This is a genomic window from Bradyrhizobium guangdongense (assembly GCF_006483445.1).
Lineage (GTDB): Bacteria > Pseudomonadota > Alphaproteobacteria > Rhizobiales > Xanthobacteraceae > Bradyrhizobium > Bradyrhizobium guangdongense_A.
On the sequence record NZ_PPPT01000048.1, the window covers coordinates 22,584 to 44,193 of the forward strand.

General features: G+C 63.1%; 19 protein-coding genes and 3 pseudogenes. 12 read left to right on the top strand and 10 right to left on the bottom strand.

Features of this window, described 5'->3' with window-relative positions; genetic code table 11:
• Position 1: 1 nt before the first annotated feature.
• Positions 2-733, bottom strand: a complete 732-nt coding sequence (locus C2U70_RS07615) for a cytochrome c biogenesis CcdA family protein (protein WP_140977393.1) — start codon at positions 731-733, stop codon at positions 2-4.
• A gap of 75 nt (positions 734-808) precedes the next feature.
• Here C2U70_RS07615 and C2U70_RS07620 point away from each other — a divergent pair, with 75 nt between their 5' ends.
• The 3 genes from C2U70_RS07620 to C2U70_RS07630 all read left to right on the top strand — a co-directional run bounded on the left by C2U70_RS07620 (position 809) and on the right by C2U70_RS07630 (position 2,714).
• A complete protein-coding gene (locus tag C2U70_RS07620) occupies positions 809-1,174 on the top strand; it encodes a thioredoxin (protein WP_140977394.1) in 366 nt (121 codons plus the stop codon).
• A 38-nt stretch (positions 1,175-1,212) separates the two neighbouring features.
• Positions 1,213-1,563: an ArsR/SmtB family transcription factor gene (locus C2U70_RS07625; RefSeq protein WP_074116877.1), complete on the top strand. Its 351-nt coding sequence runs from the start codon at positions 1,213-1,215 to the stop codon at positions 1,561-1,563.
• A 71-nt stretch (positions 1,564-1,634) separates the two neighbouring features.
• A complete protein-coding gene (locus C2U70_RS07630) occupies positions 1,635-2,714 on the top strand; it encodes a YeeE/YedE family protein (RefSeq protein ID WP_140977395.1) in 1,080 nt (359 codons plus the stop codon).
• Positions 2,715-2,913: 199 nt separating this feature from the next.
• Here C2U70_RS07630 and C2U70_RS07640 read toward each other — a convergent pair.
• Positions 2,914-3,312, bottom strand: a pseudogene (locus C2U70_RS07640) (fumarylacetoacetate hydrolase family protein); the annotation flags it as partial.
• Here C2U70_RS07640 and C2U70_RS07645 point away from each other — a divergent pair.
• Together C2U70_RS07645 and C2U70_RS07655 are read left to right on the top strand one after the other, a co-directional pair.
• Positions 3,308-3,427: pseudogene (locus C2U70_RS07645) on the top strand (2-hydroxyhepta-2,4-diene-1,7-dioate isomerase); the annotation flags it as partial. The pseudogenes C2U70_RS07640 and C2U70_RS07645 sit on opposite strands and share 5 nt — an antisense overlap.
• A 456-nt stretch (positions 3,428-3,883) precedes the next feature.
• Positions 3,884-4,927 (top strand): LacI family DNA-binding transcriptional regulator, encoded by a 1,044-nt coding sequence (locus C2U70_RS07655; protein WP_210243899.1) that lies wholly within the window; start codon positions 3,884-3,886, stop codon positions 4,925-4,927.
• A gap of 79 nt (positions 4,928-5,006) precedes the next feature.
• Here the strand turns inward: C2U70_RS07655 and C2U70_RS07660 are convergent, their stop codons facing one another.
• Complete coding sequence (locus tag C2U70_RS07660) at positions 5,007-5,474, bottom strand: CoA transferase (RefSeq protein WP_186294118.1); 468 nt, start codon at positions 5,472-5,474, stop codon at positions 5,007-5,009.
• Between the two features lie 14 nt (positions 5,475-5,488).
• Here C2U70_RS07660 and C2U70_RS33425 point away from each other — a divergent pair.
• Both C2U70_RS33425 and ppsA read left to right on the top strand, forming a co-directional pair.
• A pseudogene (locus C2U70_RS33425) lies at positions 5,489-5,617 on the top strand (1-phosphofructokinase family hexose kinase); the annotation flags it as partial.
• Between the two features lie 280 nt (positions 5,618-5,897).
• On the top strand, positions 5,898-8,318 hold the full coding sequence (gene ppsA, locus C2U70_RS07670) for a phosphoenolpyruvate synthase (RefSeq protein ID WP_140977396.1): 2,421 nt from the start codon (positions 5,898-5,900) through the stop codon (positions 8,316-8,318).
• An 18-nt stretch (positions 8,319-8,336) separates the two neighbouring features.
• Here the strand turns inward: ppsA and C2U70_RS07675 are convergent, their stop codons facing one another.
• The 4 genes from C2U70_RS07675 to C2U70_RS07685 all read right to left on the bottom strand — a co-directional run bounded on the left by C2U70_RS07675 (position 8,337) and on the right by C2U70_RS07685 (position 11,558).
• Positions 8,337-9,350, bottom strand: coding sequence for a patatin-like phospholipase family protein (locus tag C2U70_RS07675; RefSeq protein ID WP_246666692.1), 1,014 nt, complete (start codon positions 9,348-9,350; stop codon positions 8,337-8,339).
• A gap of 99 nt (positions 9,351-9,449) precedes the next feature.
• The gene (locus C2U70_RS07680; protein ID WP_140977398.1) at positions 9,450-9,938 is read right to left on the bottom strand and encodes a hypothetical protein; all 489 of its coding nucleotides are present in this window, start codon (positions 9,936-9,938) and stop codon (positions 9,450-9,452) included.
• A gap of 58 nt (positions 9,939-9,996) precedes the next feature.
• The gene (locus C2U70_RS32885) at positions 9,997-10,146 is read right to left on the bottom strand and encodes a hypothetical protein (protein ID WP_186294119.1); all 150 of its coding nucleotides are present in this window, start codon (positions 10,144-10,146) and stop codon (positions 9,997-9,999) included.
• The gene (locus C2U70_RS07685; protein ID WP_186294120.1) at positions 10,119-11,558 is read right to left on the bottom strand and encodes a caspase family protein; all 1,440 of its coding nucleotides are present in this window, start codon (positions 11,556-11,558) and stop codon (positions 10,119-10,121) included. Before C2U70_RS07685 ends, C2U70_RS32885 begins: the two co-directional genes overlap by 28 nt.
• 230 nt (positions 11,559-11,788) lie before the next feature.
• Here C2U70_RS07685 and C2U70_RS07690 point away from each other — a divergent pair, with 230 nt between their 5' ends.
• Together C2U70_RS07690 and C2U70_RS07695 are read left to right on the top strand one after the other, a co-directional pair.
• Positions 11,789-12,775, top strand: coding sequence for an SEL1-like repeat protein (locus C2U70_RS07690; RefSeq protein ID WP_186294121.1), 987 nt, complete (start codon positions 11,789-11,791; stop codon positions 12,773-12,775).
• 24 nt (positions 12,776-12,799) lie between these two features.
• Positions 12,800-13,963, top strand: a complete 1,164-nt coding sequence (locus C2U70_RS07695; protein ID WP_140977401.1) for an efflux RND transporter periplasmic adaptor subunit — start codon at positions 12,800-12,802, stop codon at positions 13,961-13,963.
• A gap of 45 nt (positions 13,964-14,008) precedes the next feature.
• Here the strand turns inward: C2U70_RS07695 and C2U70_RS07700 are convergent, their stop codons facing one another.
• Positions 14,009-14,686: an ABC transporter ATP-binding protein gene (locus C2U70_RS07700; RefSeq protein ID WP_246666693.1), complete on the bottom strand. Its 678-nt coding sequence runs from the start codon at positions 14,684-14,686 to the stop codon at positions 14,009-14,011.
• A gap of 56 nt (positions 14,687-14,742) precedes the next feature.
• Complete coding sequence (locus tag C2U70_RS07705) at positions 14,743-15,987, bottom strand: ABC transporter permease (protein ID WP_186294122.1); 1,245 nt, start codon at positions 15,985-15,987, stop codon at positions 14,743-14,745.
• A gap of 134 nt (positions 15,988-16,121) precedes the next feature.
• Here C2U70_RS07705 and C2U70_RS07710 point away from each other — a divergent pair, with 134 nt between their 5' ends.
• Positions 16,122-16,844 (top strand): OmpA family protein, encoded by a 723-nt coding sequence (locus C2U70_RS07710; RefSeq protein ID WP_246666694.1) that lies wholly within the window; start codon positions 16,122-16,124, stop codon positions 16,842-16,844.
• 91 nt (positions 16,845-16,935) lie between these two features.
• On the opposite strand, the gene pap is transcribed toward C2U70_RS07710, so the two are convergent.
• Positions 16,936-18,468 carry a polyphosphate:AMP phosphotransferase gene (pap, locus tag C2U70_RS07715; RefSeq protein WP_140977403.1) on the bottom strand — a complete coding sequence of 511 codons (1,533 nt, stop codon included), beginning with the start codon at positions 18,466-18,468 and terminating at the stop codon, positions 16,936-16,938.
• A 100-nt stretch (positions 18,469-18,568) separates the two neighbouring features.
• Between pap and C2U70_RS07720 the strand changes: the two genes are divergently transcribed.
• Both C2U70_RS07720 and C2U70_RS07725 read left to right on the top strand, forming a co-directional pair.
• Entirely contained in the window at positions 18,569-19,243 is a 675-nt protein-coding gene (locus tag C2U70_RS07720; protein WP_140977404.1) for a hypothetical protein, read from the top strand.
• Between the two features lie 30 nt (positions 19,244-19,273).
• Entirely contained in the window at positions 19,274-21,424 is a 2,151-nt protein-coding gene (locus tag C2U70_RS07725; protein WP_140977405.1) for an adenylate/guanylate cyclase domain-containing protein, read from the top strand.
• Positions 21,425-21,610 lie beyond the last annotated feature (186 nt).

The window sequence follows — 21,610 nt, forward strand, 5'->3', positions numbered from 1 at the left end:
CTCAACCGATACTGGTCAGCCCGGGAAAACGCTCGAGCAGCCATTCCGAGACCGCCGGCATCATCCCCGTCAGGAACATCAGTCCGGTCGCAACCAGGAAGGCGCCCATCGTCTTCTCGACCAGGCCGAGATGCCGGCGCGCACGACCAAGCACCGCAATGAAACGGCCGGTGAAGGCGGCCGCAATCAGGAAAGGAATGCCGGTGCCGACCGAATAGGCGAAGAGCAGCAGCGCCCCTCGTCCCGTCGTCTCCTCCGAGCCCGCCATCAGCAAGACGGCCGCGAGAATGGGCCCTGCGCAGGGCGTCCAGCCGAACGCAAACGCCAGCCCCATGACGAAGGCGCCCGCCACGCCCGTCGGGCGGTTGTCGACCTGCAGCGTCGCGCTGCGATAGAGCAGCGGAATCCTGAACACGCCGAGAAAATGCAGGCCCATGACGATGATCAGGACGCCGGCGACGACGCCGAGCGTCGAAAGATGGGCGGAGATGAAGCGTCCGGCAATCGAAGCGGTCGAGCCGAGCGCAATGAAGACGAGCGAGAAGCCGGCCACGAAGGCCAGCGCCCAGACCAGGATGCGCGGCCGCAGATCGGGTTTCGCGCTCGACAGATCCGTGACCGAGACGCCCGCCATGTAGCAGAGAAAGGGCGGTACCAAGGGTAGGATGCAGGGCGACAGAAACGACAACAGGCCCGCGACGAAGGCCGCACCCAGCGTGACGTCCAAGGTCATGGCACCTCACCCCTATTACATATGCGAATTTAATGATATAAAGAGACGAAGAAGTCCAGAGGTCCGTTACGCAGGATGAACCGAATCATCGCATCGCTCGCCGTCGCGCTCGCGCTATCCGCAACCGGATCGCGCGCGGCCGAGCTCGTCATGTTCGAGCGTGCTGGCTGCGTGTGGTGCGCGCGCTTCAATGCCGAAATCGCGCCGGTCTACGCCAAGACCGAGGAGAGTCAGGCTGCGCCACTGCGCCGTGTCGACCTGAACAGCCCCTTGCCCGCCGATCTCGCCGGAATCGATCCCGGCGCCTTCACGCCGACCTTCGTCGTGGTAAAAGAAGGCCGGGAGATCGGGCGCATTCGCGGCTATCCGGGAGATGCCTTCTTCTTCGGCCTTTTGGACCGGATCCTGACCGGCGCAGGGTCGGAGCCGCGACGGTCGTGACCGCTCATTAAGGATCTTGCTCAGGGGAATTTGACGCGATGCCATTGCCAAAGCTGAAGGAGATCGAGGGATCGGCCGAGCTCGAGCAGATGATCGAGAAGGCGCGCGAGGCCAGCGACATGCTGAAGGCCTTGTCGCACGAGTCCCGATTGCTGCTGCTGTGCATCCTCGCCGAAGGCGAGAAATCCGTAACCGAGCTCGAGCAGTTCCTCGGCGAGCGGCAGTCGACGGTCTCCCAGCAACTCGCACGACTGAGACTCGACCGGCTGGTCACCACACGCCGCGACGGCAAGGCGATCTACTACAGTCTCGCCAACGAGGACGTGCGCAAGATTCTCACCGCCATCTACGATGTGTTCTGCGAGCCGGTGCGCCGGCGCCGCCGGTAATTCTCTGCTCTGGATTTTTGCACCTTCCCGGCGCAGACTGCCCGACAAGCAAACAAACACTCCGGGGAGGCATGCTGAGTCCTTCGACCATGGCATTTGCATGCGGGCTGGCTGCTGGCGGCATACTCGGCGTTGCGGGCCGCGCCGGTCGGTTTTGCACGCTCGCGATGCTCGAGGACGCGTTCTTCGGATTGGATTATCGCCGACTGAAATCCTTCGCGCTGGCTACGGCCGTGGCACTGCTGGCTACGCAAGCGCTCGCCGAGTTCGGCGTCGTCGATCTGTCACGGTCGATTTATCTGACGGCATCGATCGGCCTGGGCGGCGCGATCATCGGCGGGCTGATGTTCGGCGTCGGCATGGCGCTGGTCGGCACCTGCGGCTTCGGCACGCTCGTGCGCGTCGGTGGCGGTGATTTGCGCGCCATCGTGGTCTTTCTCGTGCTCGGACTCTCGGCACTCGCGACCATGCGCGGCATCACCGGCGTGCTACGCGTCACGTTGATCGAGCCATTGTCCGTGCAGCTCGCCGAAGGCAGCAATCAGACACTGACCTCGCTGCTCGGCGCGGGCGGTGCCGCGCGCGCGATCCTCGTCGCAGCAATTGGCGCCGCGCTCGCCTTCTGGGCGCTCGCGGACGGCAGGCTGATCCGGTCGCCGCGATTGCTCGCCTCCGGCCTTGCGGTCGGCGCCGCGATCGCATTCGGTTGGTTCGCGACGGGGTGGCTTGCCGACGACGAATTCGATCCCGTGCGCGTCTCCTCGCTGAGCTTCGTCGCACCGCTCGGAGACACTATCCTTTATATCGCGACCTTCTCCGGTGCCCGGCTGAATTTCGGCATCGGCTCGGTCGCCGGCGTCATCACCGGTTCGTTCGCCGCCGCGATGCTCGCGCGCGGCTTCCGCTGGGAGGCCTGCGACGATGCCCGCGAATTGAAGCGTCACATGATCGGTGCGCTCCTGATGGGCATCGGTGGCATCATGTCGATGGGATGCACCATCGGTCAGGGCCTCAGCGCGTTCTCGACGCTTTCGGTCTCGGCCCCCGTGACGATGCTGGCGATCGCCTGCGGAGCGCGGCTCGGGCTTGAGTTCACGATGACCGGCGAGTGGCTGCCGGCAGTGCGCAAGCTGTTCGGAGTCTCGACGTAATGGAAAAGGACCGCCGCTTCTGCGAGGCGACCGCCGAGCGCGGCCATGCTTCGCTTCATGGCCAAGTCCACAGCGTGCTCGCTGGCCCACAGCGACACCACCGCGCCCTCGGCCCGCAAGCGATCCGCGACGTCGCGTCCAATCCCGGATGCGGCGCCGGTCACGATCGCGGTCCGAGCCTGGAATCTTCCCGCGAACATCAAGCGATCCCCTTCGAAGGCGCCCAGGTCGTCACCTCTTGACGCTGCGTTCCAAGTCCCTGAATGCCGAGTGTCATGACGTCGCCAGCCCTGAGGTAGACCGGATCCGGCTTCATGCCCATACCCACTCCGGGAGGCGTCCCCGTCGCGATGATGTCGCCAGGCATCAGCGTCATGAACCGGCTTACGTAGCTGACGATCTCGGCGCAGCCGAAGACCATTGTTCGCGTGCTTCCCTGCTGCATTCGGCGGCCATTCAACTCGAGCCAGATGTCGAGCCTCCCTGGATTCGGCACCTCATCTGTCGTGACGAGCCAGGGGCCGACGGGACCGAAGGTATCGCAGCCCTTTCCCTTGTCCCAGGTGCCTCCCCGCTCCATCTGGTACTCGCGTTCGCTGCCGGTCGTCGCAGGCACTCCCCGGTTTGGAGTGCCTGTTTCGGGCGTCGGAAAATTTGTCGCAATCGGGCTGAACTACGCCGATCACGCAGCCGAGGCAGGTCTTCCGCTGCCGTATGCTGAAGCCTCGTGTGGAGGCCTCAACAAGAAATCCGGTGATTCCACCCTTGCGCAGAGCCACAACTTCGGGCGCATAGCGACCGGACGCGTCGTAAAGCTGGCGCTCCGAAGCGAGCAAAGAGTGGTTATCTCGCTCGATCGCAGCAACCTCGCGATCGATGAAGCGCACAACAGCATCACGGATCGTGGTGATTTCTTCGCTGACTGAAAGATCCATATCCTCCCCGTGTGCCCAATCGCGCATTTTTCGGAGAAACCGCGCGCGGTGAAGCGACAGCAGCGGTGGTCGGCGATCGGCGATCGGCGATCGGCGATCGGCGATCGGCGATCGGCGCGCGCGCAATAAAACGTTTCATAAACGAGTCAAGTCGATGGGCTCAGGAATGCTGGGCGCACCGGTTTTTTCGTTGTATGACCAGCTCTAAAGCTCTGCCCAGCGAGGGTTTTTTGCGTGAAACGGATCACTATTCGCGACGTAGCCAGGGAGGCCGACGTCTCAATCGGAACCGCCTCCAGGGTCATCAACGGTGCGCCGAACGTCGAAGCGGCGTATCGGACGCGGGTGTTGGCTGCGATCAAAATGCTCGGCTTTGTGCCGAACCGCGCGGCACAAGAGGTCCGCAAGGGCCGCTCCCGCGAAATCGGCATCATCGTGCGCGACATCACCACGCCCGTACTCGCGAGCTTTGTGAGGGCGGCGCAGGATCTGTTTGAAGACGCGGGCTATGGCCTGCTGATCTGCTCGTCAGACAACCGGAAGGATCGCGAGCTCGAGCTGCTGCGACGCTTCCGGCAGCGCCGGATCGAGGGGCTGATCACCACGACATCGTCCGAGGTCGACACGGATCTGGCGCAGGCACGGAATGATCTCGACTTTCCCGTCCTGATGTTCGACCGCGAGGTCGATGGCGCACATGACATCGTGCAGGTCGATCATGCGAGCGGGGTACATCAGGCCGTTACTTACCTGCTCTCGCTCGGGCATCGACGCATCCTCCTGTCGACGGGCCCATTGAACATCTACCCCGCCCGCGCGCGCGTGGAGGGTTACAAGCGGGCATTCGCCGCGCAGAAGCTCGATGTCGACCCGACGCTCGTTCGCACGGCCGGGTTCGATGCAGCCACGGGATTCCGGGAGACCGCCGTTGCGCTCGAGCGGGCGAATAGGCCGTCGGCGATCATCGCGGGTGGCATCGACATGTTGCCCGGCGTGCTGAAGGCAATCCGTGCCACGCATCTTCGCGTTCCCGGCGATATCTCGGTCATCGGCGGCGCGGATTCGGACCTCGCCCTGCTGGCGTATCCGGCGATCTCCGTCTTGCGGTGGGACTTTACGGAGATTGGCGCGACCTGCGCGCGAATGCTGCTCGAACGCATCGAATCCGCCAGCACGGAGCCACGGAGGCTGGCTTTCGCGCCGGAGCTCGTGGTGCGCGATTCGTGTGCAGCCGTCGCGATCGCGACGCCGCATAAGCGGGAATCGCGGCGGAAGTAGACTGCCGGCGGCCCGTCTTCGCGAGAGGCTCCGGGAAAACCTTTATGAACCGGTTCATCAACGGACGACAACGAGAACCTCATATGACTCGGGCGGAACGCAGCTCCAAAAGCCTTTCGGCCGGAAGCCCGAGCCAGGCTCCGTAGACGGAGTCGTTGTCTGCCCCCAAAGCGCGGCTCGGCTCGGCTCGGACAGGATCGACGCCGTGAAAGCGCAATGGACTGTTGGGAAGGACGACACGCCCCAGCTCGGGATGTTCGATCCACTGCAGCACGCCGCGCTCGAAAAGATGCCGGTCGCTCATGACCTCCGCGAGATCCCGCACTGGCGCACAGAGAAAACGGAAGGCCTTGGCCGCCGCCATCAATTCCTGACGCGTCTTGGTCATGGTCCATCCGGTGACCATCTCATCTGTCTGCTGCATGCTCGCGACCCGAGCCGCATTGGTCGCGAAACGAGGATCGGTCAGGATGTCGTCGTGTCCGAAGGACCGGCACAGCGCCTGCCAATGATGCCAGCACCCTGATCCGCAGCGGCAAGGCGGCAACCGTCGCTCTCACCATGGGCCATCTGGGTGCCGTGCTGGTGACCCGAGAGCAGGTGCTACGCACAGAGCCGCTTGCGATTACGCCCGTTGGCGCCGTCGGCGCAGGCGACAGCTTTCTCGGCGCACTGGTGTGCGGGATGGCATCAGGGGCGGCTCTTGAACACTGCTTTCGGCGCGCCGTTGCTGCCGGCGCCGCGGCCCTCATGAATCCCGCGGGCCTTGCTTACCTGATGACGTCGAACGTCTCGCCGGGTAGGTCGTGCTCACGGCGGCCTGACCGAGCCGGCCGGACGTACGCCTTGTCAGCGCTGCCGCGCGGCGGCGACGTCGCCAAGCGCTTGATCTTTCGCAAACCGATGGCTTGCAGATGCCGGACAATGCCGGCCACGGTACAACCACGTTGCAGCGCAGGAAACCCGCGCGATGGACATTTCAGCCTATATCCGCTGGTTCAAGGATATCCGTCTTGCCGACGTGCCGCTCGTCGGAGGCAAGACCGCGTCGCTTGGCGAACTGTATTCGGAACTCACACCCGAAGGCGTGAAGGTCCCGAACGGCTTTGCCCTGACAGCAGCCGCCTATCGCGACGCCCTGACCGAGGCGGGCGCGTGGGACAAGCTCCGCCCCCTGCTCACCGGGATCGATAAGCGAAAGATCAGCGACCTCGCCAGACGCGCCGCGGCCGCGCGCGCTATCGTCTATTCCGCAACCGATCGGAAGGATCTCCGCCAGCAGGTCGCGCAGGCCTATCGGCAACTCGAGCAGGAATATGGACGCAACACGGCAGTTGCCGTCCGCAGCTCGGCCACCGCTGAAGACCTCCCGACGGCAAGCTTTGCCGGCCAGCACGACAGCTTCCTCAACATCCGCGGCGCAGACGAGCTGATGGACGCCTGTCGTCGCTGCTTTGCCTCGCTGTTCACGGACCGCGCGATCTCCTACCGGATCGACAACGGTTTCGATCACTTCAAGGTCGCGCTGTCGGTCGCGGTCATGAAGATGGTCCGCTCCGACCTCGCGGCGAGCGGCGTCATGTTCACGCTCGATACCGAGAGTGGATTTCAGGACGTCGTATTCGTGACGGGCGCCTATGGCCTCGGCGAAAACGTCGTGCAAGGCATCGTGGACCCCGACGAATTCTATGTCCACAAACCGACTTTCAATGCCGGCTTCCGCGCCGTGCTGTCGCGCCGCCTCGGAGGCAAGGCCAAGCGGATGGTCTACGGCCGCGGCCACAAGACCACGCGCAATGTGGCGACGGCGCCGAACGATCGCCGGCGGTTCTGTATCAACGATAATGAGGTTCTGACGCTGGCAGGATGCGCGGTATTGGTCGAAGGCCACTATTCGAACAGGGCCGGCAAGCCGACGCCGATGGACGTGGAATGGGCGAAGGACGGCAAGGACGGCGCACTCTACATCATCCAGGCCCGACCGGAGACGGTCGCATCTCGCCGCAAGCCGGAAGCGCTCGAGCGTTATGTCCTGAAAACGCCAGGCAAGGCGATCGCCGAAGGCCGCGCCGTCGGCGAGAAGATCGCGGCCGGTCGCATCCGCCTGATCAAGAACGAACGGGAGCTCGGCAAGTTTCAACCGGGCGAGGTGCTCGTTGCGACGGCCACCAGCCCGGACTGGGAGCCCGTGATGAAGCTCGCTGCCGCCATCGTCACCGACCATGGTGGCAGAACCTGCCATGCCGCCATCATTGCGCGCGAACTTGGGGTGCCGGCGGTCGTCGGGACCGGCAACTTCAGCAAGAGAGCGAAGACGGGTGCGGCCGTGACCATATCCTGCGCCGAGGGCGATATCGGCCATGTCTTCGAGGGCAAGCTAGCTTACGACGTCGAGCAGATCGCGACGGAAGGGCTTCAAAAGCCCCACACGGAAATCATGGTGAACCTGGGCAATCCGGAAATCGCGTTCAAGACCGCCCTGCTGCCGAGCGATGGCGTCGGCCTTGCGCGCATGGAATTCATCATCAACCAGCACATCGGCATCCATCCGATGGCGCTCGCCCGTCCCAACAAGGTGACCTCGGCGCAAGATCGGCGGAAAATCAAGCTGCTGACCGCCCGCCACAAGCGGCCCTCCGACTTCTTCATCGAACGCCTGTCGGAGGGGGTTGGTACCATCGCGGCCGCGTTCCATCCCCGCCCCGTGATCGTGCGCCTCTCCGATTTCAAGACCAACGAATACGCGAATCTTCTCGGTGGCGCCGATTTCGAACCCCGTGAAGAAAACCCGATGCTCGGATTTCGGGGCGCAGCGCGCTACGCCCATCCCGCCTATGCACAAGGCTTCGCATTTGAATGCGCGGCCTTGCGGCGCGTCCGGCAAACCATGGGGCTCACCAATCTCAAAATCATGATCCCATTTTGCCGGCGCGTCGAGGAGGCGCGCAAGGTCATTGAAGCGATGGCAGAGCACGGTCTCAAGCGAGGCGAAGGCGACCTCGAGATATTCATGATGTGCGAGATTCCGAACAACGTCATCCTGATCGACCAGTTCGCCGAATTGTTCGATGGCTTCTCGATCGGTTCCAACGACCTGACCCAGCTCACGCTCGGCGTCGATCGGGATTCCGAGATCGTTGCATTCGACTTCGACGAACGCGACCCGGGCATGCTGCAAATGCTGTCAATGGCGGTCCGGGGCGCAAAACGCAATCGCCGCCACATCGGCATTTGCGGCGAGGCGCCGGCGAACTATCCGGACATCGCGAGGTTCCTGGCCGGGCTCGGCATCGATTCGATCAGCGTGAATCCATCCAGCGTGCTGCGGACCATCAATATCGTCCGGGAGGCCGAGCACGACCGTGCCGCAGACAGGCGGGTCGCCTCGTGACGGCCAACTGCGGCCGCCTCAGAGATATACGGCGTCGATGTCGACCGTCGATTCGACACCGACCTTGACGAGGTTCTTCGCAAGCCAGTCATCCGCACATTTCCGCCCCTGGTCGCGAAGATAGGTGAGAAAGCACCAATCGGCGTTCGCCTTGCTCGTCGAACTCAGCGTCGTCATGAAGGTATCATCGGCGATGCTGTGGATCAGGACATGCGGCAGCTCCTCGCCGACGATTCGGTGCTGCGTGACGAGCCGGGTGACGAAGCTGATCGCCCGCATCTCCCGCATCAGCGACGAATTGAAGCTGATCTCGTCGATGCGGTTTGCAATCTCCTCGGCCGTTCGCGGCAACTCCTTGCGCATCAGCGGATTGATGTGAACGATCGCGATATCGGATGCTCTGCAATTGTAGATCAGCGGGAAGAGCGCAGGATTTCCCATGTAGCCGCCGTCCCAATAGGCCTCGCCGTCGATCTCGACGGCATGAAAGACCGTAGGAATGCATGCTGAAGCCAGCACAGCGGCGGAGGAGATCTCCTTCCCGGTAAAGATCTTGACCTTGCCGGTGCGAACGTTGGTCGCCGAAAGGAAGAGTTTCACCGGACAGTCCGGCCGCGCCAGCACGTCAAAATCGACGGACTTCTCGACAATGTCGCGGAGCGGGTTGAGATTGGCGGGATTGAAATCATACGGGGACAGCACGCGCGTCAAGAGACTCATGCCGGAAAAAATCGGAGACCAAGTCAGCTTGTAGTTTCTCGTCACCCGGTCAACGAAGCTCGGCTGCAACGGCCCCTGCGTGGCCAGCAGGCTGACGCGCGCCCAGTAATCGGCGAGTGCCTTGCGCGCTCCCTCGCGGCCGGCGACTGCAAGGCCGTAGGCGAAGACGGCCGCGTTCATCGCTCCGGCGCTCGTTGCGCTGATCCCTTCGAAAGCGAGATCTTCCTGCTCCAGCAGCCGATCGAGCACGCCCCAGGTGAAAGCGCCATGCGCACCCCCGCCCTGGAGCGCGAGGTTGATGGTCCTGACCATCTTCGCCTCCGTAGGCTTGCGGCCGGCTTCGGTCTGCCTCGAAGCAATTTCCATCGCCGCTACCTTGTCCAAACGGATTGATTCATCGTGCCTCAGCGCTCAATTTTTCGCGGGAACGAGCCGAAGATAGGCTGTCCATGTTCCGCCTTCGTCTCCGCGGACGGTGAAACCCTCGACGCAGAGACGGTGGACGCCACGAAGCAGGTCGGGATTGTCGCTCGGCAGGAGAACGACCACGCGATCGACGTCCGATAGTTCGGTCGCGCTGAGAAATCCGTTGATCCTTCGCGCGACCGTCGCGTCAATTCCCGTGTAGTTCTCCAGGACAACACGAAGGCGGGCGGGAAACGTCCGATCGCGTCCAAGACTGCCCGAAAAGCCGGTCCGGCCCGGCTCGTGCCTTGCCGGGGTCCAGGACTGCTCGACGACGACGCCGCAAATCGTCACCGGAGGAAACGGCGGCAGCGGAGCCGCTCGTGCGGTCGCGAGCATGACCATGAGCGCGGTGGCCGTCGCGACACTGTTCTTCAGCCACCGGTCAACCCGGAACGCTCGGCGGTTCTGCGCGGCGGCGCACCTAACAGACATGATCGACCTCCAGGACGAGGCGAATTCCGACCTCGTCGTTCTACCTCTCGAGAAGCCATCAGGGACGCGAAGCTGCCTTGGCCGCGTCGAGACGCACCGTGGCTTCGGTGACCAACAGACCCGCCTGCTCGCTCGCGTAATTGTCGCCGAGGTGCAGCTCCAACGGGGCCGACAGTTTGGTCAGCTTGCCGGCGGACCGCAGAAGCACGCCCCCGCCCCGAACGTCGTAGTCGCCGGACGCGATGACGAGCCGATAGGTACCGTCGGGCTGAATGCGGAGATGGGCGAACAGCGGCAGGCCATCGGCCACCACGACGCTGCGGCCCAGGAATTGTGCGTCGACATATACGGAACGGATACACCTGAAACGAGCCGCGGCGTGAACGACATGTACTTGCCGGCACCATTGGCGCTGAAGCTGACATAGACATCGCCACCATTGCTGAAATCAAAACTTTCGCTCGATTGCGCGGTGATGCCGTCCTGCCGTCCGTTGATCACCCGGCCGTTGGTCCAGGCACCGCCGATCAGGGCAACACCCCGTCCGGTTCCGCGAACCCGACCGGTCTGCAGACCGACGGCGGTCCAGGCGCCCGGCGTCAACGGTACCGTCAACACCCTCTGCAACGGCGTCGCTCCGCCGGCGCGATCGGAGTCCTGTTGACCGGCGGGTGGCGGCTTGCGCTCGATCTCGGCGAGGCGGGCGCGCGCGAGATCGGCAAAGACGCCCTGCGGATAGCGGGTCAGATAGGCTTCGATCTCGCCTGCCGTTCGCGAGTCCTTGACCGACTGCCAGAACAACATCTCCTCCGAGGAGCCCGTTCCCGGCTTGACCGTGACCGTGCCCTCGATCTTGAAGGTGAAGCGTCCGGTCAGCGACGAGGAATCCCACGGCACCTGCTTGCCGTTCGTCGACTGCATCACGTCGTTGCGTACCTCGATCATCAGGTCCGAAATCGAGAGTCCCGGCTCCTCGATGTGCTTCAGCAGCGCCGTCGTGAACGGACTGTTGCGTCCGTCGCCGTCGAGCGCCACGTTGTCCGGCTGCGTCGCATAGGCCACGAACGTACCCGACACCGCCGGCACGCGGCTCAAACCGCGCCCCAACGCACCTGCCGAACGTGTCCCCATCGTCCGCGACAGGCTTTGCGCGAACGGATTATCGCGGCAGGCGTCGAGCATCACGATGTTGATCCGGCTGCCGCGCCGCAACTGTTGCATACCGAGTTCGAGAGACACCAGCGCCACGTCGAGCTCGGCTTCGTATTCGACCTGCGCATCGGTCGGCACCAGATAGTTCTGACCGTTTACTTGAACACCATGACCGGCATAGAACAGCGCCGCCACGTCGGCGCGTTCTGCCGCCCTGCCAAAGGCGACCAGCGCCTTGATCAATGCCGCCCGGTCGAGATCGATACCACCGAATGTCTCGAATCCGAGAGCCTTGAACTTCGCGGTCATGTCGGTGGCGTCGAGCGGCGCGTTGCGCAGCACCGGCGCATGCTTGTAGGCACCGTTGCCGACAACCAGGGCGACACGCTTTTCGGCCTGCGCGGCCGCAGCCGACACGGCCAACAGCCAGCACGCCAATCCGATCAAGCACAGCCGCAAGCCTCCCATGGCTCCCTCCTGCACCATCTTCCGCTGGGCGGGTAGCCGCGACCTTGCGCTAGCGCAACATCCTGCCGCCGGACGGGACGCGGGGAAATTCCCACCACTTTTGCGGAAGATCAAACCGCACTCCGACGCGGATATTTAAATGGATCAAAATGTTCACGGCCGCGGCCGCTCGGCCGGGCTAGAAAGAGATTGCTGAAATCATGCAGAGGGCTCTTTTCTCAGCCGTGCTCATGGTCCTCTTGATCCTCCTGGGCGCGAACATCTGCAACGCGCAGAACGCCGACGTCAGGATGGCTGAGAGCTACTTGCGCTCGGCCCAGCAAGGAGACAGCAAGGCCCAGCTCTACCTGGGAGCGCTGTATGCTCAGGGCGTCGGCGTTTCGCAGTCCGACTCCGAGGCGTTCCGGTGGTTCTTGTCCGCCGCCGAACGCGGTCATCCCCAGGCGCGTCTTGTCGTCGGCGAAATGTATGCCATTGGCAGGGGCGTCCCCAGGAACAACGTGGATGCCTACAAATGGGCGTCAACGGCCGCGACGAGTTCGAATTCCGCGGAAATCCAGCGCAGCGCACAACGGCTTCTGGACATGTTGATGGGCCGTATGACGGGCTCCGATGTCGCCGAAGCCAAGCGGCTGGCCCAGTCGATCGGGCCCTCGAGCAGCCAGGTCGCCGTCATCCGGCCATCCGAACCCACGGTCGAGCATCCCCCGAGCGACCGCCGGCGCGGTGCCGAGTACGACAGGCTGACGGATGCGATCAACCGCGATCCGCGGGATGCGGACGCCTATTACAAGCGAGGTAATATCCTGGCACGGCTGCGAGAATTTGAACTCGCCAGCAAGGACTTCGGTCGTGCGATCGAACTCAATCCGAACGATCCGCAAGCCTACAACAACCGTTGCTGGGTCAACGTCGCACTCGGCTTGGGCCAGATGGCGGTTACCGACTGCAACGAAGCGCTACGCCTTCGGTCGGACTATGTCGACGCCCTCGACAGCAGGGGCCTTGCTAACCTGCAGCTCGGTCGGCTCGACGCCGCGATCTCAGACTTCAACGATGCCCTGCGCCTGAAGCCAAGGCTGGCGACCTCCCTCTATGGGCGCGGCCTCGCCTATACGCGCCAAGGGAAGTCGAGCGCCGGAAATACCGACATGAAGGCGGCGACCGCGATCGATCCTGGAGTCCGCGACGAGCTGAATTCCTACGGAATACGCTGATCACATCGAACAAGGAGAACGTCGGTGGCACCGGCTGTGATGAAGGCTCTGCGCGGCGCTGCATTCGCCGTCCTGGCGTTGGGTCTGGGTGGTGGCGGATATTATTACTACTACGGCCGGCCGCCGCTCGTGAAGGTCGGGACCGCAACGCTCGCGCCGGTCTCCGAGTTCGTCTATGGCAGCGGCATCGTCGAGCCGATCCAATGGGCCAAGGTCGTGCCGGTTCAACGGAAGCGCCTCGTCCAATTGTGTCATTGCGAGGGCTCCATGGTCAAAAAGGACCAGGTCCTCGGCCAGCAAGACAATGCTGAAGAGACGGCCCAGCTCAGGGAGCTGGAAGCGGCCCACCAGCAGAACATCAGGGACCTCGACCGGGCCATCAAGGATGACAAGCCGAAGGCGGAGCTGGAGCAGCGAAGGACCGCCGTCGATCAATCCAGTTCGCGGATCACGGCCCAGAAGACCCGTATCGATGGATTGGTATTGCGGGCTCCCATGGACGGGCTGGTCCTGCGCCGCGACGGCGAGGTGGGCGAGATCGTCGGGCCGACCGACGTATTGTTCTGGGTCGGGACGGCTTCGCCCCTGCAGGTCGTCGCCGAGATCAACGAGGAGGACATCCTGCATGTCGCCTTAGGCCAGACCGCCCTTTTGACGAACGAGGCTTTCGAAAACCAGTCGATGCGCGCGAGCGTCTCCCAGATCACCCCCAAGGGAGATCCCACGAAAAAATCCTTCCGTGTCTATCTCAGGCTGCCGGCCAACACGCCGCTGAAGATCGGCATGAACGTCGAAGTCAATATCATCTTCCGGGAAACCCCCTCCGCCATGGTCGTCCCGAATGAAGCAATCCTGGACGGCACGGTGCAGCTCGTCACCGATGGTCGCATCAAGCGTGTGGCGGTGACGACCGGCGTGCGCGGCACCCGTGCGACGGAAGTGAAGGGAAGCATCGTGCCAGGGGCGGTCCTGCTGGTGCCGGCGCGAAAGGAGCTCGCCGACGGCAAACGCGTGCGGATCGAGAATCCGGTTGTCGCCCAGGGGTCGCAGCCGTCCGCGACGAGCTTCACGCAACCTGACAGTCGCCCCGAGGCGGGCCGTGACTCCGTGGACCAGGAACTCGCGGGCATGCTGTCGAGCCAGTTGAACGACATCGTGAGCAACGCCCGCAGGGATGCACCGCGATAGACTGACCCGGCTCAGCGATGGGCGCGGTCGGCAACGACCGGCCTCTCAGGCCTTGGCTGTCTCGCTCGGCTGCTCGGCGGGAGCCTTGCCGTGCTCCTGGACGAAGATCCCGGAAATCTTGCCGTCGACCACGTTGACCCTCCGATCGGCACGCGCCGCCAGGCTCACGTCGTGGGTGACGACAATCACCGTGCGACCGCTGTTTGCGACATCGCGCAGGATCGCGAACACCTGGTCCGTCGAAACAGTGTCGAGGTTTCCCGTCGGCTCGTCCGCCACGATCACCGCGGGGTCATTGGCGAGAGCGCGCGCGATCGCGACGCGTTGACGTTGGCCGCCAGAAAGCTGGCTCGGCATGCGGTTCAACTGATCGCCGAGACCCAGCGACGTCAGCAGTTTCGCTCCGCGCTCGTGCATTTCCGCCATCGACAATGTGCCGAGCGTCTGCATCGGCAGCATCACGTTCTCCAACGCGGTGAATTCCGGCAGCAGGAAGTGGAACTGGAAGACGAAGCCGAGCTTGGTCAGGCGCATGTCGGCACGCTCCGAGTTGGACATCGAGGACGTGGCCTGGCCGCAAATCAGTATTTCACCTTCGGTAGGCGCATCGAGCAGTCCGATGAGATAGAGCAATGACGACTTTCCCGATCCGGATGGCCCGGTGATCGCGAGGAACTCGCCCTTGTAGACGGTCAAGTCGATGCCGTTGACGATCGTCGCCATCGTGGCGCCACTCTCGACGCGACGCACCAGACCCTTCGTCTCCACAACGACTTCGCTCATGCTGCACCGCGTATGATATCGACGGGGTGGACCCGGCTGGCCTTTCTGGCTGGCAGGAAGGCCGACAACAGGCAGCATGCCAAGGTAATCAAGGCCACCACGATGTAATGGACGGGAGAGTAGTAGATCGCGATCGCGAGAGTGCCTTCCGTGATCGGGTTCGAGTACTTGATGTGCGTCATGCCGACGCACAAGAGATAGCCGAGCAACCAGCCCACGGGAATTCCGACCACGGCAATCATCGCGGCTTCGATGATGAAGATGGTCTGGACGAAGTATTCCTTCATCCCGAGAGACTTCATGATCGCGATGTCGTTGCGCTTCTCATTGGTGATCGTCGATATGATGCTGTAGATGGCGAATGTCGACGCAAGCATCATGGCGGCCATGATCACGCTCGTGATCTTCTCCTGAACCTTGAACGAGGACAGCAGGTCTGCATTGGCTTCCTGCCAGGGTATCGCCCGGTAACCGATCTGGCTCTGAACCCGGCTGGCAACTTCCGGCGCTACGAACGCGTCATTGAGCTGAATCCTCATTTCGTTGACCAGGTCCGGCTGCCCGGCGAGCATCTGGGCCGTGCGCATCAGACTGTAAATCCGCCGTTCATCGACTTCGCGCACGCCGGACTTGTAGATTCCGGCCACCGATGCCGAGACCGGAGCGCCCGTTCCGGGTGTAATCGTCAGCGTACTTCCGACGCGCGCCCCGATCTTGGTCGCCAAGGCCTGGCCGAGAAGCACGGCATTGGATCCCCGAGACAAGCCGTAAAGTTCGCCGGCGACGATCTGCTTCGCCAGCTTGGACACCGTCTCCTCCTGGCGCGGATCGATCCCGGTCACCGTCACGCCGAAACGCGCGTTTCCGGAATAGACCATGGCCGTGACCTTGACGGACGGGGTTATGGCGCCGGGCAGCCAGTTCCTAAGCGAGCCCAGTACGAGGTTCGAATTGGAGATGCCGGGGCGCTTTTCGGTCGCGGTGAAATTCGATCGCTGCGCGGCACCGTAAACCTGCTCGGCCGGCTGCAGCGACACCGACAAGCGTTCGTCGGTGATGGTGATGTGCGGCATCGCGTCGATCAGCGTACCGACGAATTGTCGCTGGCTTCCTTCCATGACACCGGAGATCATGATCGTGAAGCCCACGCCCGTGGCAACGCCGATCACACCGATGAATGTCTGCCGCAACCGGTTCGTGACGTGGGCCCAGGCGATGAAAAGAACGGGCGGCACTCTCATCCAGTTTGCTCCCAAGCGAGAACGGCCCCGAAGCTGCTCGCCTTCGGGACTTCTCCCCAGACTCGCGACTCCTCGCCGCATGCGATCGCAACCCTTGGCGTCAGTTGTTTCTAAGCTCAAATCGGCTTGTTCCCTTGATCTTCATCAAGGCCGCGAAGCGCACTTCGATCCTAATGTGCCGCGAGAATTCACGTAGAGGGCGAGGGACCATGTCCAGATACCAGCACCCCGGGAACGGTTTCATTCGCGCACTGACGTACATCGCGGGCGGCCTCTTGTTGTTTGCCGGCTGCGGGTTCGCGGGCGCGGCCGAACGGCCCAGCGAATCGCAGATCCTCAACGCGCTGAGGGCGCCCCCGATCGCGCGCAGCCTGTCCGGATCGGCGCCACCGCAGGACGTCAAACGGCAGAACTTCATCAAGAGCCTGCGGGCATCCAAGTCGCGCTCGCTCACCGACGACCAGCGGAGTGAGCTTGCGTCCATTGCCAAGGAAAGGCCGAGTATCGATCTCGAGATCTATTTCGATTACAATTCGGCGGAAATCTCGTCGAGGGCTGCGCCGGATCTGGTCAATCTCGGCCGCGCGCTCAGCAACGCCGAGCTCAAGGGTGGCGTTTATCTCATCGGCGGGCACACCGACGCGAAAGGCGGCGACGACTACAACCAACGGCTTTCGGAACGTCGGGCGCAGGCGGTCAAGGATTTTCTGGTCCGCAGATTCCAGATCGCCGACGACACGCTCGTGACGGCGGGCTATGGCGAGGAGCAGCTCAAGAATACGGCTGATCCATATGCTGCGGAAAATCGCCGGGTCCAGATCACGAATCTGGAGACCAAGCAGGAAGCCGGACGGTAAACAACAGCTCGATGAGCGTCTGATTCGAGACTAACGGTGCCCGCCGCCGACGCGGCGGGTCCCAAATGCCGTTTCGGGATGCTCTGATCGGCTATTTCGACTTCCTGCCGATCGCTTTCTTCGGAATGCGATCGAGCTGGTCTTCGATCGCCGTGCACAGGGTCTTCAGTACCTTGATCCTGGCATGGTACTTGTTGTTCGCCTCGACCAGGGTCCATGGCGCGGACGCGGTCGACGTGCGATCGACCATGTCGCACACCGCGGCCTCATAGCCGTCCCATTTCTTACGGTTGCGCCAATCTTCCTTGGTGATCTTGAAGCGCTTGAAGGCAACCTTCTCGCGTTGCTTGAAGCGGCGGTACTGTTCGTCCTTACTGATCGCCAGCCAGAACTTCACTACCACCGAACCGTGACGGACCATCGAGTCTTCGAAATCGTTGATCTCGCCGTAGGCCCGCATCCAGTCCGCATCCGAGCAGAACCCCTCGATCCTCTCCACGAGCACCCGGCCGTACCAGGAGCGATCGAAGATCGCCAGGTTGCCATGCCGCGGCAAATGCCGCCAAAATCGCCAGAGATAGGGCTGTGCGCGCTCTTCCTCGGTCGGCGCCGCGACCGGCACGTTGTCGTAACAACGCGCGTCCAGCGCCTGGGTGACGCGCCTGATCGCCCCGCCCTTACCTGCTCCGTCGTTACCCTCGAAGACCGCAACAACCGACATCGCCTTGAAGCGCGGATCGCGCGAGGCCAGATTGAGCCGCGCCTGCCATTCCTCGAGCTCCTGCCCGTAAGCATCCTTCGTCATCTTCTGGTCGAGCTCGAGCGCGCTCAGCACGTTCAGCCGGTCGGTCGGCGCGGGGAGCGGAGAGGCTTTCTTCGGTGCCGCCTTCTTCGGTGGCGCCTTGGGGTTCTCTTCGTCGAGCCGCTTGCGCATCACGGTGAGCAGATGGCGTCCGACTGTCAGCGCCCTGAAGTGAGGATCGGCACCCGGCACCACGATCCACGGCGCCTCACCCGTCGACGTTTCGCGCAGGAAGGGCTCGCACACCTTGATGAAGCGGTCGTATTGCTTGAAGTAGTCCCACTCGACGTCCGTCACCCTCCAACGGGTCTTCGGGTCCTGCTCCAGCGCATGAAGCCGCTTCTTCTGCTGGCCCTTCGAAAGATGAAACCAGTATTTGACGAGCAGGACGCCTTCGTCGCAGAGCATCTTCTCCAGGCGCTGGATCTCGCCGACGGCGGTCGAGAACTCGCCCTTGTCAATTTGGCCCATAACACGCTGCACAATCGGCATCGTGTGCCACGCACCGAAGAAGATACCGATCTCGCCTTTGGGCGGGAGAGCGCGCCAGAATCGCCACGCCGGAGGCCGCTCGCGCTCCTCGTCCGACGGTTGGGAGAATGCACGCGCGTGAATATGCCGCGGGTCCATCCACTCATTGAGCAGGTTCACCGTCTCGCCCTTGCCTGCCCCCTCGACGCCCGCGATCAGGATCAGCACCGGAAATCGTCCCTGCTCCTTGAGCTCAAATTGAGCATTGAGCAGAGCCGACCGGAGTTTTGCTTCCTCGCGGCGATAGACGGCCTTGTCGACGTGATGCTTCAGCTTTGCAGATTCAAACATGCCATAATAATGCGGAACTCATCCGGCTTCAAAATGACCCAGATCAAGGTCTCCGGTCGGCAGTCGCTCAAAATGGCGAAAATCTCGAAGGGATCGCGCCATGAAGAGCCTGATTACCGCCATTGCCGGCATCCTCAGTCTGGCCACCGCGGCAGCCGCACAAGCGCCGGTAGCAATCGTCGAGGACGTGCAAGGCAAGGTCGTTGGCGTGGAGTTCATGGATCTCGTCGCGCCAGGGAAGGTCATCAAGCTGGGCCCCGGCGCCTCGGTCGTGCTCGGCTACATGAAATCATGCTGGCGCGAAACCATCACGGGAGGCACCGCGGTCGTCGGCGCCGAGCAGAGCATGGTTCATCTCAGCGACGTGCAGCGCGTCAAGGTCGAATGCGACGTGAATGCCATCAAACTCTCGGATCGTGAAGCGAGCCAGAGCGCAGCGACGACGTTTCGAGCCATGGGCCCCGGTCAGCAGGCGCCGACCGTTCCGACGCCGCAGCTCACCCTCTACGGGCTCTCGCCGGTCGTGGAGATCAAGAGCGTGAGCGGCACGTTGATCATCGAACGCGTCGACGTGCAGGGCGAGCGATATGTGGTCACGATCAAGAAGGACGTTCTTCTGCGCGGAAAATTCTACGACTTCATCAAGACCCAGACATCGCTGACGCCCGGAGGCATCTACACGGCAAGCCTCAGCGGGCGCAAGCTGACCTTCAAGATCGACTCCGGCGCCAAGGCCGGCCCGACACCGCTCATCGGCCGTCTGTTGCGGATGTGAGGAGGGCCGCCGGCGGCGGCGGCTGGGCACATGAAATACCGGGATATCCTGACCGGTGCGGCTGCAGCACTCGTGTGCGGAATTGCCTTCGCCTCGCCCGCCTTCGAGATGATACACGGCCTGTCCATCGACACTCTCACGGCCGTGCGGGCGAGATGGCTCGGCGATCGTCGCGATCCCTCGCCCGCACCGGTGGTCGTGGTCGCCATCGACGAGGAAACCTATCAGACGCCCCCCTTTCAGGGATCTCCGACCCAGACATGGACCCGCGAGATCGGCCGGGTGCTCACGGCAATGATCGACGGCGGCGCCAAGGTCGTCGGCTTGGACGTGATCTTTCCGACCTCGATCGAGCAGTCCGAGATTCCATATGGCGACGAGTTGCTGGGTGCACGGCTGCGCGGCTTCGATCGCGATTTTCTCCGCGCCCTCGCCACGGGCGCAGCCGCCGGCAAGGTGGTTCTGGGCGAGATCCAGAGCCGAGACCAGCCGGTCCGCCCCGCTCCGGCACAGCGCTTTGCCGTGCGCCAGCAGAGCAACATCCGCGCTCTCAACGTCTACACGGATTCCGATGACGTCGTACGAAGGTTGCCGCTGATGTTCGAGATCGGCGGCAAGCCGGTGCCGTCGATGGCGGTCGAGCTGACAGCCCGGGCGCTCAAGGCAGAGCCGATCCTCGCACCGGGCGGCATCATGACGCTGGCGGGCTACGAGATCCCGAGCACTGTGCCGAACACGCTCACCCTCAATTTCCGCGGTGGCGGCGAGGACGTTCCGACCTTCTCGTTCGCGGACCTGCATGCGTGCGTTGCCAAGGACGATCGCGAATTTTTCCATAGGCATTTCGACGGCAAGGTCGTGATCGTCGGCACGCTGCTCGATTTCGATGACCGCCGGCTGACGTCGAAGCGCTTTGTCACGGGCCTCGACAGTGCCGGGGCGCCACGTTGCGCGCAGACTGCGCATCCGGCTCCGCGCCAAGTGAAGCGCAGCTCGATTGCAGGGGTTTACATTCACGCCACCGCCGCGAGCAACCTGATCAACCGCAACGCCGTGGTCGAGCCCGGCCGTCTGCACACCACCTTGATAGCCATCGCCTTCGCCGGGCTGGCGGCGGTCGCCGCGCGGATACTCGCCCCGGTCGCCGCGACGTTGACCTATCTCGGATGCTCAGCGGCATATGTTTTCGGCGCGGCGGTGGCGTTCACCCATTCTCCGCTCGCCCTGCCGCTGACCGAGCCCATTTTCGCGGGGCTCGCGGCCCTGGCGATCATGATCGGATATCGTCTTGTGGTCGCCGACCAGGAGGAACGCTTTCTGCGAAAGAGCTTCGCGCTCTACCTCGCACCCCAGGTCATCGACGGCATGCTGTCATCGGAAAAGATGCCCGAGCTCGGCGGCGAGATGCGCAATGTCACGGTGTTCTTTTCCGACGTCGCCGGATTTTCCACCTTCTCCGAAAGAATGTCGCCGGGCGCACTCGTCGCCCTGATGAACGAATATCTGTCGGCGATGACGGACATTATCGAGAGCTATGGCGGCTACGTCGACAAATATGTCGGCGATTCAATCGTCGCGGTGTTCGGGGCGCCGGTCAGCGATCCCGAACATGCCTGTAACGCCGTGCGCGCGGCACTGCGTTGCAGCGAACGCCTCGAAGAGCTCAACAAGAACAACGTCTCCTTCCAGGGATACAAGCTGGCGCATCGGGTCGGGCTCAATTCGGGCGATGCGCTCGTCGGCAACATCGGATCACGGCGTCGCTTCAACTACACGGTGATGAGCGACGCCGTGAACGTCGCATCGCGCCTGGAGGGCGCGAACAAGTATTTCGGCTCGTCGATCATGGCATCGGAAATGACGGTGGCATTGACCGGCGGGACGTTCGCCTGGCGCGAACTCGATGCAATCCGCGTCAAGGGGCGTTCCGACCCCGTCAAGATCTACGAGCCCTTGGCCGAGTCCGGCAAGCTCACGCCCGAACAATCGCTCAAGGCGGCGGCCTACGCCGAAGGTCTCGCCTGCTGGCGAGCCCGCGAGTTTGGGCGCGCTGTGGACTGCTTTGCGCGGATGGCGGCGACGGATCGGCCGTCTGCGCTGTTTCGCGAAAGGGCGAAACGGTTGGCCGACAATCCCCCGCCTCCCGAATGGGAGCCCATCAATACGCTGGAGGGCAAGTAGCGATGCCTGCAGTTCACCGTTGCGACGTCTTCCGGGTGAGGAAGTAGAAGTCCTCGCTGCCCGGCACCGAGCCATAACTGAACGGCTGCTGTTGCCGGCCCGTCGCCGCCATGACGTCGTCTCTCACCAGGTCGAAAAGCTTGCGAATTTCGATCTGAGGCGTCGCGATGCGCTTGATCAGCGCGG

What these genes read in the sequence shown, in the direction of transcription:
- C2U70_RS07615 (WP_140977393.1), bottom strand. Translation starts at nt 733, where the DNA reads ATGACCTTGGACGTCACGCTGGGTGCGGCCTTCGTCGCGGGCCTGTTG.
- C2U70_RS07620 (WP_140977394.1), top strand. Translation starts at nt 809, where the DNA reads ATGAACCGAATCATCGCATCGCTCGCCGTCGCGCTCGCGCTATCCGCA.
- C2U70_RS07625 (WP_074116877.1), top strand. Translation starts at nt 1,213, where the DNA reads ATGCCATTGCCAAAGCTGAAGGAGATCGAGGGATCGGCCGAGCTCGAG.
- C2U70_RS07630 (WP_140977395.1), top strand. Translation starts at nt 1,635, where the DNA reads ATGCTGAGTCCTTCGACCATGGCATTTGCATGCGGGCTGGCTGCTGGC.
- ppsA (WP_140977396.1), top strand. Translation starts at nt 5,898, where the DNA reads ATGGACATTTCAGCCTATATCCGCTGGTTCAAGGATATCCGTCTTGCC.
- C2U70_RS07675 (WP_246666692.1), bottom strand. Translation starts at nt 9,350, where the DNA reads ATGGTCAGGACCATCAACCTCGCGCTCCAGGGCGGGGGTGCGCATGGC.
- C2U70_RS07680 (WP_140977398.1), bottom strand. Translation starts at nt 9,938, where the DNA reads ATGTCTGTTAGGTGCGCCGCCGCGCAGAACCGCCGAGCGTTCCGGGTT.
- C2U70_RS07685 (WP_186294120.1), bottom strand. Translation starts at nt 11,558, where the DNA reads ATGGGAGGCTTGCGGCTGTGCTTGATCGGATTGGCGTGCTGGCTGTTG.
- C2U70_RS07690 (WP_186294121.1), top strand. Translation starts at nt 11,789, where the DNA reads ATGGTCCTCTTGATCCTCCTGGGCGCGAACATCTGCAACGCGCAGAAC.
- C2U70_RS07700 (WP_246666693.1), bottom strand. Translation starts at nt 14,686, where the DNA reads ATGGCGACGATCGTCAACGGCATCGACTTGACCGTCTACAAGGGCGAG.
- C2U70_RS07705 (WP_186294122.1), bottom strand. Translation starts at nt 15,987, where the DNA reads ATGAGAGTGCCGCCCGTTCTTTTCATCGCCTGGGCCCACGTCACGAAC.
- pap (WP_140977403.1), bottom strand. Translation starts at nt 18,468, where the DNA reads ATGTTTGAATCTGCAAAGCTGAAGCATCACGTCGACAAGGCCGTCTAT.
- C2U70_RS07720 (WP_140977404.1), top strand. Translation starts at nt 18,569, where the DNA reads ATGAAGAGCCTGATTACCGCCATTGCCGGCATCCTCAGTCTGGCCACC.
- C2U70_RS07725 (WP_140977405.1), top strand. Translation starts at nt 19,274, where the DNA reads ATGAAATACCGGGATATCCTGACCGGTGCGGCTGCAGCACTCGTGTGC.